We start from the raw sequence: 14,552 nt of genomic DNA, 5'->3' as shown, positions 1-14,552 counted from the left end.
AAGATGACGCAGCAGCCGAGCAAGAATTTGAGGTCTTCATTTGCTGCCAACAGCGCGGCAGAAGCCGCACGTGCATAGCAAGGATTATCGATGTTCATCTCAGACCTGCGCATCGAGAATTTTAGAGGGTACGGTGAGGGAAGCGATGCCCTCACCCTGCCACTAAGTGCCGGCCTTACAGCGCTTGTTGGCGAGAATGATAGCGGCAAAACGACAATCATCGATGCATTGCGCCTTGCATTGGGAACTCGTGACCAAGAGAGTTTTCGGGTGGATGACGGCGATTTCCACCACCCCGCAGGTGGCGGGGAGCGCCGGACCGAGATCCGCATTCGTTGCAAATTTGAAGGGCTCACGGCCGACGATAAAGCAGCCTTTGCCGAGCACCTCAGTTATGAGGATAAAGGCACGGCAAAATCGGTCGTCCTTTATCTTAATTGGAAAGCGATAGCGTCCGTCGCCGGCAGCCGTAACCGCCGATTCACAACCATTGAAACCAGATCTGGAGCGGTAGGAGATGGTCCGCCGTTCGATCAGGGCGCCCGAACCCTCTTATGCTCGACTTATCTGCGGCCGCTGCGCGATGCCGAACGCGCGATGTCAGCTGGGCGAGGATCCCGGCTGTCGCAGATTCTTCAGCACACCCGTGAAATTAAAGACAACGGCACGTCTTATGATCCCGTGCAGAATCCGCCCGTCGACCCACGGGCACTGACGGTTCTAGGCATCGGGGATTTTGCGAACGAGCTTCTCAAAACACATGTCGGGGTGAACAGCGCGCGGGAGAATCTCAACGATAGGTATCTCGCGCCTCTGTCCTTTGCCGGAAGCAAATTGCAAGGGCGTATTTCGGTAAGCGGGGCCAGAGGCGAGGAAGCGGCGCGGCTTCGACTACTTTTGGAGAAGCTAGACCTCGAACTACGGGATGAATCTTTGCCCGATACGCCCGCCAATAGGGGGCTCGGATCGAACAACCTGCTGTTCATGGCATGCGAGCTTCTTTTATTGGGCGCAGAGGCCGACGGTTTCCCCGTTCTATTGATCGAAGAACCGGAAGCGCATCTTCACCCGCAGCGTCAACTTCGTCTGGTGCAGTTCTTGCAACAAAAAGCGAACGAGCTACGCGACGATGCACAAAAAATACAGATCATCATTACAACCCATAGCGCCCATCTAGCTTCAGCCATCGCACTGGAGAATCTGGTTCTGTTGCATGGCCGCAAGGCGTTTCCTCTCTCGTCGGCACGGACAAAACTGGAGAAAATGGATTATGCGTTTCTCTCTAGGTTTCTTGATGTCACGAAAGCCAATTTGTTTTTTGCACGCGGTCTATTCATTGTAGAGGGCGATGCAGAAAACATCTTGCTTCCGACTATAGCCAAGCTGATCGGTCGCGATCTAACCGAAAACGGTGTATCGCTGGTCAATGTCGGCGGTGTGGGTTTGCGAAGGTTTGCACGCATTTATCTCCGCAAGGAGCCGCTGTCGGACGGTGTCATCGGCATTCCTGTTGCCTGTGTGACCGATCTCGATGTCATGCCAGATTGCGCTCCTGAAATCATCGGAAAGGTGAAGCCGGGGGCCGCATGGCCGCTGACCAAAGATCGAAAATGGCGCGCGCTGAAAGATTTCACGACTCCTCAGCTCGCAGAGAAGAAGGCAGGGATCAAGGGGAAAGCGTCTGAGCAAAAGGTTGAGACGTTTGTGGCCGATCACTGGACGTTGGAGTACGACCTGGCTTTTTGCGGCCTGGCAAAAGAGGTTTGGGTTGCGTCATCGCTTGCCGAAAATGATGATAAAATCAACGCCGGGAAGATCAAATCTCGCGATGTGATCCGCGAGGCATTGAAATCGTTTGTGGCGCTTAAGGCTTCCGCAGCGACGCCCGAAGAACTTGCCACACGCGTATATGGCTTGGTTCTCGATGTTTCAAAGCCAACGGTTGCCCAGTATCTTGCGGCTCTGCTGGAGAAGCGTCGATCGAGCCGAACCCCGGGCGGCCTGGTATCGGTTTTACCCCCGTACATAGTCAGTGCCATTACGCACGTAACAACTATCCCCGGCGCGGCCCCTCCGGCCGGGGCAGGCGCCGGTGCTTAGTGGTCCTGCCTTCGTGCTTCCCACCATTGACGATAGCGACATAGCATGGGTGTGCGATCTTCTTGGTTTGCCGGCGAACGCATTTGCAGGCGCCGATGGGACAGACCCACGGCTCTCCATAATGAAATCAACCGAGAGCATCGACATAGAAGCGTGTCCCGGCAGCGGGAAGACCACCTTGCTTGTCGCCAAATTGGCAATTCTTGCGAAAAAATGGACTGATCCACGGCGAGGAATCTGCGTTCTATCGCACACAAACGTGGCCCGTCGCGAGATCGAGACACAGCTTGGAAACACTGCTGCGGGCCAACGCCTTCTCAGTTATCCGCATTATGTCGGCACCATCCACGGTTTCGTGAATGAGTTCCTTGCGATCCCCTGGTTACGCTCACAGGGCATTCCAGTGCGCGCGATCGACGACCTGTTATGTGAGACCCATCGCAGACGGTTGCTGAACACGCAGCAATTCAGCGCGCTGGCGAACGCCATCAACCCAAAAGAAGCCGCCAGTGATCGTATCAATATCGTAGGACATTGGCGCGTTGCCACTGCGGGGTTTGCGGTGCTTCGCAACGGACAACCGGAGTTCAAAGACCAGACGAAAACCGCCGCCAGGCAACTTGTCGCTCTTGCCCGAAAATGCGCGCAGGACGGCTACCATTGCTACGACGAAATGTTCATGTGGGCCTGCGACCTACTCGATTGCTATCCGGATACTATTGAAGCCCTGCGCTTGCGGTTCCCCTTGGTGTTCATCGATGAGGTGCAAGACAATAGTGAACTCCAGTCAGGCATCCTTCATCGAATCTTTATCGCCGGGCCGTCGGGACCTGCCATTCGTCAACGATATGGAGATTCCAATCAGGCAATCTATGACAGTGCGAATGGGGCGGGCGCGACAACGGACACTTTCCCACTAGCCGCCATATGCAAGGCCATTCCCAATAGCCATCGGTTTGGCCAGGAAATTGCTACCTTTGCGAATCCTCTTGGCCTTGTACCTCATGGCCTTATCGGCCTGGGCCCGAAAAACCCTAAGATTGCTTCTGACACAAGCGGCAAACACACCGTGTTTTTGTTCGATGACACTACAGTGGATCACGTCATCGAATCCTATGCTCGTTATTTGTGTGAGATATTCACCGCCACAGAGTTGAAAGACGGGGTCTTCACGGCCGTAGCCGCGGTGCATAAACCCGGAGAGAAGGACGACAACGTGCCCCGGCACGTTGGAAAATATTGGCCCGTGTATGATCCGGCCCTGACCGCCGCGGAGCCGAAACCGGAAACCTTGCAGCAGTACTTTTTCGCAGGTGCCAAGCTGGCAGCGGAGCGCGGCGAAACCCATTTCGTTACGGAGAAAATTGCCGAAGGCATTTTACGGCTTGCGCAGATGACAGATCCGCTGACATCCGTCGCTGGCAAGCGAAAGCATAGGCAAATGGCCGCGCTATTGGCGGACAATCAAAAAGCGCATGCGGTTTATTTTCAGATAATCGCGGGCATAGCCGTCGATCGCCAGACACTTACGCAGGGATTCTGGGATGGCACTTGCAGGCCGGCGTTTACAGAAATTGTTAAATGCCTGACCGGAAAGGTTCCTACTGGTACTGCTGTTGACGCTTTCCTTGCCTGGAACAATGGGCCGGGTGTTGCTGCCAGGGTTCCGGCAGTCGAACGAAACAATATCTACCGCTATCCGGCCGCCGCACCGGAAGTCAGCATACGAGTCGGCTCCATTCACTCGGTTAAAGGAGAAACTCACACTGCGACGCTGGTGCTGGAGAGTTTCTATAAGAAGCATCATCTTGCAAGCCTCAAATTATGGCTGACAGGAGCCAAGGCGGGCCCTGGCAGTGAGGGAGCGGAGAATCGCAAACGCCTGAAACAACATTACGTCGCCATGACACGCCCGACACATCTCCTCTGCCTCGCTCTGCGTGAAGACGCGATCACCGCAGCTGAGTTGACGTCGCTAAGGGCCAAGGGATGGCGCCTCGCGCGGGTGCAGGCGGGAGGATATGAATGGATTTCATAATGAAGCGGATCGATCACTACGCCAACTTGCCTGGCTGCCGTGCAGCAAGTCGCGTGTCCGCCAACGATAGCGCGACGGCAGCATGCATCGATTGTGACAGACGGGGTTTGACAACGGCTGTTTTCCGCCCTGATTTGACAATTTGCCAAACTGGTCATCGCGGGCGGTGAGGTCGCTAACGGTTTGCCTGCGCGCGTTCAGAAGGCGGTTAGCCTTGTGATGCTTTTCAGTGGCGAAGAGCTGGTCGGAACGGCTGGACTGAAGCGCCCTGAAGCAGGTTATCAAAACAAAATTTTTCTAAAAGCCCGAACCGACAAGGCGCCAGCGGATTTTCCCTTCGAGCTAGGCTGGGTTTAAATCGCACCAGAACATCGGAACAGCAAAAAAGCGATGCCGCTAATAGAAGCGGCGATGAAAGCGTCAGATGGAGCCCGATATCCGCGACAGCTCGGGAGAACAATGGCGCGATGCATCATCTCTAAAAGAAGGTAGGGTTCACTCTTTTCGGAGGATCTTATGCCTCCAAGCAAAATGCCGGACAGAAGATCGTATTGTTCGTAACTGGCCCAACTCTGTATGAAACCATTGACCTTCACCTTCAGTATTGTGCGTGACCTAAAGGTCGCGCTTTAATTCCGCTTCCAGAATATCGTCAGCAGTCTGTTCTTCGACCTCTGGAAAACCTGCCGTCGCTCGTTCCCTCGTTTTTTCGCGATCCACATCAAAGTTAAGAGCCAGGATTCTTGGAGGCCATTCAGTAGGAGGCTCGCGCTTGGGCTCACCAAATGACCTGTCAGAATAGAATGCACGGTGGCCATCCTCGATGAGCATCCCTTCCGGCAGATTATCAAACAACTGGTACTCATGAATATATAGCCAGTAGTTGATGCCGTGTTTGTTCAGGGCTGTGTAGAACAGCATTACGAGCTCATAATCGGAAAGCTGCGCTCTCAAAAGCTTTACGTAAGGCCCTCTATCCTTGATACCCTTTGCCTCGTGGACAAATCTGAGGACGTTGTACAGATATCGATAATAGTGAGCGAGGTCCTGCTGCCGATCGCTCCAGAAGCTATCGTAGGCCTGCTGAAGTCGCTCGCGATCAGGGAGACCCGCCGCTCGAGAATAAGCAACCTCGAAATTGCGGAAAAACTGCTCGAAGCAATCACGGCCTTTCGTTTCTCGTGCTCCCTTGTTGATGTCAAGGTCCATGGCACGCTCGCGCCCGCTATAATAGAGATCAATCGAGTTTACGATTGTGTTATGCAGTGTGAGCATCTGAAAAAAGGTTGACTCAAAATTCTGGCGATCGGTAGCTGCGAGCTGGCTTTCGAGAGCCGTTGCCGACCGGCCAAGCTCCACACGAGATTCGCGCAATTCCGTTTGCTGCAAAACGATGGTAATAAGCAGGCCCATGAACGTTAGGAACGTTAGAACGGGGTTCAACGTTCCACCGATGAAATCGCCGAATGTTCCGAAGTCCTTTCCAAACGCTTTGACTGCTATTGCCGTCAGTAAGATAAACAGCGATACGGTTATAGCCATGATGAAAAGGTAAAACAGTCCGGAGGGACTTTTCTGACCCTTTTCGACACCTATGAACAGGTCGAAGTGCCCCCTTAAGGCTGTCAGGTATTTCTGTATTTGTTGCGTCACGGCGTCCTCTAACTTTCTAAGACTGCCACCTCGGGCCACGGGCTGTTCACCAAGCCGCAGGGTTGGATGGTTGCTATCGACCGCTCCCTCGCAGTTCAAACATCTTCCGCCTGGATCCGCTCGTCGACTTCGCGGACGAACCTCGACGGGCGGGTGGAAGAGAATGCCAAGTGAACCTCCGAGCGTGCGCGGGTGAACCCCACGTAGAAAAGGCGACGCTGCTCGATGATGTCCCTTGGTGTCGGATTGGATCGAGGAATTCTGCCCTCGTCGATGCCGAACATCACCACGACATCGAACTCCCGGCCCTTCGAGCTGTGGAGAGTGCTGAGATTGACGCGATCGTTTCCTTCGCCGGCTCCCGAGAACTGGCCAAGTGTCATGCCTGACAATCCCTGATCCTGTTCAAGCCGCTGAATGAGGGATCTCATCGCGGCCACATCGTCGGACAGGGCTCTGCAACCGATCGCAAACCGTTGGACGATCGCGGCGTCTAGCGCCCGAAGCCAGGCGGAAAGGTGAAGGGTGCTGTCCCGCGAAGACCAAGTGAAGGCGAGCAGGGCCTGTTTGAACTCCCGCAAATCTTGATCGGACAAGATCGTCTCGGAGAACAAGCGCCTACCTTCGGAGACAATCCTTGACCAGCGTGGCTCGCCAACCTCCCATCCGCCACAACACCATGCAGCGCAGCGCTCGATCCATCGCATCAATCTGTTCGACCTGGAATAAAGGGCATTCGCGTCAGCCCGCACGAATGCCCAGCCATGATCAGCAGCCGCCTCGGCGACGGCGTCGCCCATGAACGCAGCCGCATAGAGGACAGCAATGTTACCGCGCTGAAGGCCGGGGTTTCTCACCTCCACTTCAGGAAGTAACGTTGAGAACAGCCAGGCGGCGTGGGCTTCGTAGCTTCCGGCGAGCGGGTGGAAGTAGACCGTGCCTTCAGCAGCGCCTTCAGCCGCCTGGTAGCCGCGCACCTCTCCGAGGGCATATTCCGAGACGGCAACGATCCGTGTGCCGCTTCGGTAGTTCAGCGCCAGTCTCACCGTCTCCACGTCATCACGCTGCGAAAGCTGCTGCAGCAACTCTGGTCTCGCCCCAGTGAAGCCGTAGATCGATTGATCGGCATCGCCCACGGCCAGCAGGCGTATTCCGGTGCGAAAGCAAAGCCCGAGCACCATCAGGTGAAGTGCGGTACCGAGGTCCTGATATTCGTCGACGGCGAGAACAGGGAATTTGGCAAGCAACGCATCGCGCAGCCACGGATTCCTGACAAGGGCACGCAGCCCAAGAAGGGGCATGTCCTCGAAGTCGATTAAGCCAGCTTCGCGCAGATACTGCTCGTATGACGTTGCGAGCGCAGCTCGTTGTGGGTTAGCTTCCGTCCATATCGGCTTGGTTCTGTCCAAGTAGGTTCGACGGTGGAGGTCCATGCCGAACCGAAAATCCTCTGGATTGCCGGGACCACCGACCACGTCCCGGTGAGCCCTGGCCATCGCTACTCCCTTTTGCTGGGCGTTTGCTATCTGGAACCGGGAAGGGAGTCCTACGTCTAGGGACTCGGCATATGGGATCAGGATTTGCGTCAGGGAAAAGGAGTGGACGGTGCCGACGAATACACGCTTTCCCGGTTCGACTCCGAGGGCGCCGAGCCGGTCCTCCAGTTCCCGCGCACATTCGTTGTTGTAGGTGATGCAGGCGACGCCACGCGGAGCCTTCACATCCTCGGCGAGGATCCGGGCCAGTTTAATCGTCAGGGTCTTGGTCTTGCCGCTTCCGGGACCTGCGAGAACGACACAGTGGCCGGTCGATTCATAGGCCTGCCACTGGGCGTTGTTCGGCCTTAGTTCCTCCGCAGCGTCGAGATAAAGTGCGCTGCTAGACACGGTCGACCACGTAGCTGATTGCACGCGCGATGTAGCCGGGTACCTCAAGACCGCCAATACGGGCTGCCATACGCTGTGCGAAGCGGCCCTTTCCGATGTCCTCCATCATGGCGAGTAGCTGTTTCCGGTTGACCGTCGTGGGATCCTTTTCCCAGGCGTCGATCCGTGCCACTCGTTCCTTGCCGAAGTTGCCCTCCCTGAGGCCCTCAATGATAGATGCTTTGAAGGCGCCCTTAAAGAGGTCCATCTCGAGCGTATCCGCGTTGGTGAAGACGCCAAACTCCTCGATGCTTGCATCGAAGCGTGGCCAGTCATCGGTCTCAAGGAGCTCGTTGAAATACTCTTCGTCGTACTTTTCGGTACGCATCCGATCCAGGAGCCGGGACAACGCAACTGTCCGTTTCTGCCCCCGATCACCATCAGGGTCAAAATCAGTGATTATGGAAAAGGGTATTTTTAACGCTTCGAGGAACTTTGCGTAGGGGGTGAAGTTCGTGCCGGCGACGGAGCAGATCGTGATCCCTAAGCCATCCAAATCGGCAGCGAGTTCCTCGGCAAACCTGGGAACCAGAAAACGTTCCGCATCGCCTTCAACGAGGATGACACCGCGAGCGAATAACATTTCGGCGCGCGTGAAATCCAGGTAGCGCTGCAAGTCATCCGCCTCGTCGGTCGACAGATCCAGGGAGGCCGTAGAACAGCCGACTGTCTCGTCGCCATCTTCTCGAAGCAGGACGATCGATGTCACCGGAGCAACGCTCGCGATGTGTGGCGAGTGCGTTGTCATGATGACTGACAGTGGAGGATCCTCGCCGTTCTCATCCGGACTGCTCGCATCTTCGAATAGGCTTCGGTAGACGAGCCTTTGCAGATGCGGATGCAGGTGCGCTTCGGGTTCCTCTATCGCGAGAAGGGAATGGTCACGCTTGTCCCCTACAATGAGGTTGTGCATTTCCATGGTCTTCAGTGTCAGAAAGATGAGGTTCGCCGAACCAAGGCTCGCGTCCGAAACAGCCCTTTGCCCAGCGTCGATCAGCAGCCTGATTTGGCGATGGAGCTTCGAAGCATCGGTTGCGGAGAAGCCGAGCGTGGGCTCGACATCCTGCCGCTCCCCACTCATGGCCCGGAACGACGTCGCTATGGCCTCCTCAAGTTTGGAGACGGACTCGAACTCCATCAAGCTGGAAGTTGCGGTACCGATCTGGTCGGCAACCTCCTGCAACTCGTCACGGTCAATTGCACCAAAAGCCGTCTCGATCAGCGGTCTCAGAGGAGAGCGCCTCCAGACAGTTAAGTCACCTTCCGCATCCCTGAGAGCCGGAAGGACATCCATGGAAATCCTGCTTCGCACGTCATGACCGAATTTTCGTGTCGGATCCCTCCCACCGTAGCACGAAAACTGGAAGTCCCTCTCGCTCGTTGGAGCCCGGCCGAGTCCCGCGCGCGCCCTATATTCGTACGTCAGTGCCACCGTGTCCGGGCTTCCGGGCACACGGTAGTCCGTCAGCACAGCGAGGACATCCGGGTCATCATCGAATTCCCTTATCTCTACGGACACCAGGATCCGACTTTCTTCGTCAAGTTCTTCAAGCCCGTCCCAAAAGTCGCCGAGAGAGAGCTCTCGAGCGCTGTCTGGGAGCGACGGGTCGAATATCAGACGGAGGCCATAGAGCAAGTTCGACTTGCCGACCCGGTTTTCACCGACGATGACGACGTTGCCAGCCAGCGAGACATCAAGGCACCGGAAGTTCCTGAAGTTATCTAACATAATTCTTGAAAGGTACATCGGCTGTCCCGCGAGATGGAGATATTCAGAAACGATACCTGATTCTATGCTAGGTTGTCCGCAAGTAGCGATGTCACATCCAACTATCCTCCAGGCAAAACAACGGACGGCCTAGGCTGTGAACGATCCCAGCCAATATCCGCTCGTTTCAACTACAAGAATGCGCGCTTTGGCCGAAACGAAAGCGCACAGCCTATCGAATCCTGAGAGGCTATGGCCACCATTGCCCACAAGGAAAACGCGTACCTTTGAAATATGCGATGGGGCCGAATGCAGACCAGTGGATTCGGGGAGCCGGTTGACTAAAAGCGATCGTTCAAGATTAAGTAGGAGGCTGCCAGGCTCACCGCTATATCCTACCCAATGGTGATCGTTGGGATGAATGCCTGCGCAGTACGGTTCTGGTCGTAGATCTTCATCGTGAGGTCAGCCTTCGGCATCCAGACGCGTCCCGTCTCCACCGCCGCTGACGCCGGCAAAGCCGGGAACACATGCATCATCACGCCTTCCCCGTGATAAGCCTTGATCCGGTCGAAGAGATTGCGTACCAACTTCTTGTAGGCACCGAGGTCGTCTCTCCTTCGCATGATATCATTGCCGGGTTGCTCGCAGGTGATCGACCATATGGCGGCATCCTCACCCAGTACCGATGTGATACGCTCGTCGTTTACCGTAGCGCTCAGGGCGAGCTTCAACGCGACCGGCACGTCCTTCCTGCCGCTGTGTTCGTTAACCTTGTATGCGATGCGCGGTTGGTCCGGCAGCCATTTCCAACTGTCTGGCTCACGGTGCTTCTGATGAACAGATACCGGCACAATGTCGCCGAGTAGCGTCCCGAGTCGTATCAGCAACGGCTGCGGAGCCAAAGCGAAGACGCTGAGTTGGCGAATTTCCCGCTGCTCGATGCGTTCCTTAATCTTGCGCGTGAAAAGGCGGTCCAGGTTCTCGTTCTGCTCAGTCCAATAGGCTTCTTCGTGATCCTTGCGCTCCGAGCCAATCAACTCTATGTCGATCGTACGGCCTTCCGCGGGATGGTGGTCCGGAGGCATAGCGCTGAAAATCGAACGGGTTGTCACCAATGTGTCGCGCTGGCCGATCGTCGCCGCGAACCTGACCACATGAGAGACGCGGTCGACATCCATGTCGGTGACGATCTCAATCCGGTCTTCATGTTCCGCCTTCATGGCCAGGAGGACGTCCTCGGGATAGTCGGCCAGATAATCAACGTCGATCGCCTTATGGTGGACGGGACACATCAGCATCAGGTTGTCGATGTCCTGGGAAAGCTGCGGCGATCTCACGGCATCTCCCCGAGGGCCTCCTGCCTCGTCAGCGACGATGTGGGCGATGTATCCGAACTTGCCCGTACGCTTGCCAGCAACCAGGTCACCGATCAGGAGCTTGTTGCATCCACGGAATTGGCACCGGCCCGCCGCCTTCGCCCAGAGGGCGCTTGCAACCTTTGCCGGAATAGCAGTCTTGGACATATCGCTCCTCCTATTGCCGCACCGATGGCGACGCCTTTCAGATAAATCTCTTCTTCGACAGTGGGATCGGGTCGTCGATCATCTCGACGCGTTGCGGGTGTTGGCCCCGCATGAACAGGTAGGTTCCTATCTGCAGCATGACGTACATCCGCAGTCGGACGATCATTAAGACCGAGAAGTCGATGTTGCCGACGTCTTCGACCATCGCCTGCATGGTCCTAATGTCGGTGATACTCGGCTCCACTGGAAAACTCGGATGGGAATGCCATTCTCCTAGGTAGTTGAAACGACCGAAGTCGTGGCCGTTCCTCTCGAAGAATTCTTCCAGTGCCGTGGCGTGTAGTTCCGGGCGGCGCTCGAAATAAGCACTTTCGCCGCCGTTCGGGTCTACGGTGACGTCCACGACACGAAATCGCCCTTGGTCGTCCAATTGCTCGGCGAGCAGAAGACCGCCGGTTTCCCGGCGTCCAGACTTGGCCAGTTCTCTGCATATCTTTTTGCGAACGGCGCTAGGTAGGGCGATCTGCATCTTCGGCCTGTCTAGGAAAAAGAAGGGCAACGAGTTCTTTCAGCTTCACCGGGTCGGGCGACGATCCCGCGTCCCAGCCTTCCGTGCCTGTGTAGGTGATGGGGTGGGTATCGAACGGGGCGGCGAATATCCAGCCCTCACCGAGGCCGATTGCATACGCGGGAGCAGGGAATTGGCTCCCCCCACTCCGCAGCGTATCAATCGCGAAACGCGCCAGGTGGCCGGCCATTACAGAGACGTCGGCATCGTCAGCGATCAACGGCGGCTGGCTCGCCCGCACGACACCGTATTCCATATGGCGAGACGGCATCTCCCACTCGACGCCCTTGTCTTCGCACCACTTCAGGATCTGGCGGCGGGCCACGTCGGGGGACGGATCGTGATAGGGTCGAGATCGGGCGATGATGCCGCCGATCCCGCCCCCGAAGACCTCGCCCCACACCATCGGTTTGCCATTGAATCTCGCGGCGGCCGATGCGAGGCCGAAAACCGTGGCGTCCGCCGTGGCATCGATGATCAGGTCACAATTTGCCAGCGTCTCGAGCGCGGTGGCGGTCCACTCGGAACTCTCCTGACCGCCGAGGTTCACGATCTGCACCGTGACTTTCGCTTCTGGGGCTATTTCGAGCAGCCTAGCCCGCAAAGCTTTGGCCTTATGTGCCCCGACGCCACGCCAATCCAGTTCGTTCCTCACCAGGTTGCCGGGAGAGAGGATGTCGTCGTCGAACAGTTCGAGCTTCCTGGCTCCTGATCGTACGAGCATCGCTGCTATCCTCGACCCAAGTGAACCGCATCCGATCAGGGCGATCCGCTTGTCGGCCAGCACCGTGTTCGCGGTCGGTAGTCGCTGTTGGTCGGCGTCGATGACAAACGTGGAGTATCCGTAATGCTGAACTCCACCGTCCTCTTTACGATACAGCATCGCCAACCATGCGGTTGTATCATCCACCAGCAGATAGTTGGCAGGCAGCCACTCGGGGAAATCGGTCGAAACGCCTGCAGCCTCAAGCGCGATCTCGAGGCTCTCCATTGTGATCGGCCCCGGAAACTTCAGCCCTCTGGGGACGCGGATCGCGGTACCCTTGTAGTTAACTGCCGTTGAGACCGGTTTGCTCCGATGCCAGATCCGAGCACCATCAGGGCCCAGGGCAGTTAGATGAGCCACGGCAGCTTCGCCGTAATAATGCTCGTTGAGCTCAATAGGCTCCATGTGGTCGTCGTCCATGGCCTGTATCAGGCGCAACGGTTCTTCAGGTATGACCAGTCTGAGATAGGTCCCGCGCAGGCGCTGTCCGTCGGATATGACATGAGCTGAGGGAACTCCTTGGCCCGCCAGCTCAGAGCTTTCTCCGACGAGAAGCCGATGGGCGCTTTCGATCATCATGGCGCCCGTCCAATCGAGCTGCCAGTTGTCAGGCCGATACTCCAGGCAAAGTTCGCCCGATAGACCGTATTGATGCGCCGACAGCCGTTCGCCGTCTGCGTTGAAAACCAGTGGCGGAATGGAGGGGAAGAAGTCCGGGTAGTGCATGACGAGACGCCATCTGGATTCGCGTTCGACAATGTCGAAATCCAGGAGCAACCTCAGGCCATCAAGACGCCACCGCACGTTTCGGAGCCAGTCTGCGGACTGCTCGAGGCGAGCGACCTCCAGACGTTCCGATAAGCCCCGGCCCGGATCCGAAATCCACCAGCTCATATGCCGCCGAACCCTGCAGGTTTGCCTGGAACGCGCCGCTCCGCGGGGAATGTCGGTGTAGCCGCCGCCGTAGCGGATGCTGCCGTGGCGGTGCGCAGGAGCGATGAAGCCGGCTGCGGATAGACACGGTCCCTGGCCCTTTCGGCAAAGCCCCGGCCGATGCGGGGGGCAAGGGAGTCCGTGATCATCTGGCGGCTGCTGACCTGGGCTGCATAGAAGAAGTCGCGCCGGGCTGCTTCCAGCCATTCGTAGAATGCAGCACGCCGCTCGGGATGCTCGGCCCACTTGTCGGCGAAGTTCTCGAGCGGGTCAGATGGGTTGGGAATATATGACCGAACGCCATCGAAGCCGATGAACCGGTCCATCTTGGTCAAGATGGAGACCAGGGCATGGCCGATAGTTTCCTCACCGTCATATGCATGGGCGGACAGGGTCGTCAGGATCACCGAGATGGGTTTGACAGCCTTGCGATCCGCGAACATCTGATCGCGGTGGCGCTTCAGGATCATGATTGCCTGTTGCAGCGGGGTGACTACCCGGTATTCGGGAATGCTCTCGACGCTGGCTTGGGCTGCTTCGGCGAGCTTCCGGCGCTTGCGAGAGAAGGCGACGGCCATCCGTGAGCGGAACCATGCGGCGTAACCCTTCGGGTTGGATCGGGGCCAGTCGGTGGTGAGCTGATAGAAGACAGGGTGCTTGTTGTCGGTGATGGCGATCGCGGTGTCGGCCCACTGCGTATCCAGGCCGCGGGACTCCAGCAACAACCGCGTGGCTGTGCCGTTCGGTAGCGCCGGAACGATATCCATGTGGAACTGGGCGCCATCGGCATATTCGAGCGTCCAGCAACGACGGCCCTCGCCGAGTGGCTTCAACATTGTCTGTGCCGTCCGATAGGCCTCGATCTCGACCCGAAGCAGTTCCTTGAGCGTGTACTGGGACAGCTGGTCTTTCTTGAGAGTGGCCAACTCGCAAACCGAGTCGATATCATACTGGCCGTTTTCGTCCTCGGGCTTGATGACCGTGCCCAATCGAAACGAACCCTGTGAATACACCTGCGGGTCGTACTGTTTCACCGTTGAAGCGTCGCGATGCAGCCAATTGCCGAGCGACTGGTACCGGGCGACCGCCTGTTCATATCTGGTGGGAGAGATCGAGAGTTCCTCCGCCAATGCCTGGAGGTAACCTTCGGCTTCCTTAGTAATTGTAATCATCGCGTCCTCATCCCGCCTACTCATCGATGAGCAAGACCATCGGCGCCTGCGCCGAAGGCGCATGTCGTCCGACAACTCGGAAGGCTCTTTCCCGAAGCCTGACCGAGGGCGTCGCAACCGACGAACCTGAATGGATAATGCCCCACCGGATTTACCGTGTATC

At 57.0% G+C, this 14,552-nt stretch carries 9 protein-coding genes; 2 read left to right on the top strand and 7 right to left on the bottom strand.

Annotated elements, in window-relative coordinates; all coding sequences use genetic code 11:
* Window positions 1-90 precede the first annotated feature (90 nt).
* Together ACQZ5F_RS18840 and ACQZ5F_RS18835 are read left to right on the top strand one after the other, a co-directional pair.
* The gene (locus ACQZ5F_RS18840) at window positions 91-2,100 is read left to right on the top strand and encodes an ATP-dependent nuclease (RefSeq protein WP_448730709.1); all 2,010 of its coding nucleotides are present in this window, start codon (window positions 91-93) and stop codon (window positions 2,098-2,100) included.
* A gap of 121 nt (window positions 2,101-2,221) precedes the next feature.
* A complete protein-coding gene (locus ACQZ5F_RS18835) occupies window positions 2,222-4,138 on the top strand; it encodes a UvrD-helicase domain-containing protein (RefSeq protein ID WP_448730708.1) in 1,917 nt (638 codons plus the stop codon).
* Window positions 4,139-4,753: 615 nt separating this feature from the next.
* Here ACQZ5F_RS18835 and ACQZ5F_RS18830 read toward each other — a convergent pair.
* From ACQZ5F_RS18830 to ACQZ5F_RS18800, 7 genes are all read right to left on the bottom strand, one after another.
* Entirely contained in the window at window positions 4,754-5,791 is a 1,038-nt protein-coding gene (locus ACQZ5F_RS18830) for a putative phage abortive infection protein (RefSeq protein ID WP_448730707.1), read from the bottom strand.
* A 95-nt stretch (window positions 5,792-5,886) separates the two neighbouring features.
* On the bottom strand, window positions 5,887-7,677 hold the full coding sequence (locus tag ACQZ5F_RS18825) for an ATP-dependent helicase (RefSeq protein WP_448730706.1): 1,791 nt from the start codon (window positions 7,675-7,677) through the stop codon (window positions 5,887-5,889).
* Window positions 7,670-9,463, bottom strand: coding sequence for an ATP-dependent nuclease (locus ACQZ5F_RS18820; protein WP_448730705.1), 1,794 nt, complete (start codon window positions 9,461-9,463; stop codon window positions 7,670-7,672). The genes ACQZ5F_RS18825 and ACQZ5F_RS18820 overlap by 8 nt, the downstream gene beginning before the upstream one ends.
* A 356-nt stretch (window positions 9,464-9,819) precedes the next feature.
* Window positions 9,820-10,950, bottom strand: coding sequence for an SAVED domain-containing protein (locus tag ACQZ5F_RS18815; protein WP_448730704.1), 1,131 nt, complete (start codon window positions 10,948-10,950; stop codon window positions 9,820-9,822).
* 37 nt (window positions 10,951-10,987) lie between these two features.
* Window positions 10,988-11,479 carry a Mov34/MPN/PAD-1 family protein gene (locus tag ACQZ5F_RS18810; protein ID WP_448730703.1) on the bottom strand — a complete coding sequence of 164 codons (492 nt, stop codon included), beginning with the start codon at window positions 11,477-11,479 and terminating at the stop codon, window positions 10,988-10,990.
* Window positions 11,460-13,178: a ThiF family adenylyltransferase gene (locus tag ACQZ5F_RS18805; protein ID WP_448730702.1), complete on the bottom strand. Its 1,719-nt coding sequence runs from the start codon at window positions 13,176-13,178 to the stop codon at window positions 11,460-11,462. The genes ACQZ5F_RS18810 and ACQZ5F_RS18805 overlap by 20 nt, the downstream gene beginning before the upstream one ends.
* Complete coding sequence (locus ACQZ5F_RS18800; protein ID WP_448730701.1) at window positions 13,175-14,389, bottom strand: nucleotidyltransferase domain-containing protein; 1,215 nt, start codon at window positions 14,387-14,389, stop codon at window positions 13,175-13,177. The genes ACQZ5F_RS18805 and ACQZ5F_RS18800 overlap by 4 nt, the downstream gene beginning before the upstream one ends.
* Between the last annotated feature and the right edge of the window lie 163 nt (window positions 14,390-14,552).

It is taken from the genome of Agrobacterium sp. 22-210-1 (assembly GCF_053522525.1).
This window is presented reverse-complemented; position numbering and strand designations above follow the sequence as displayed.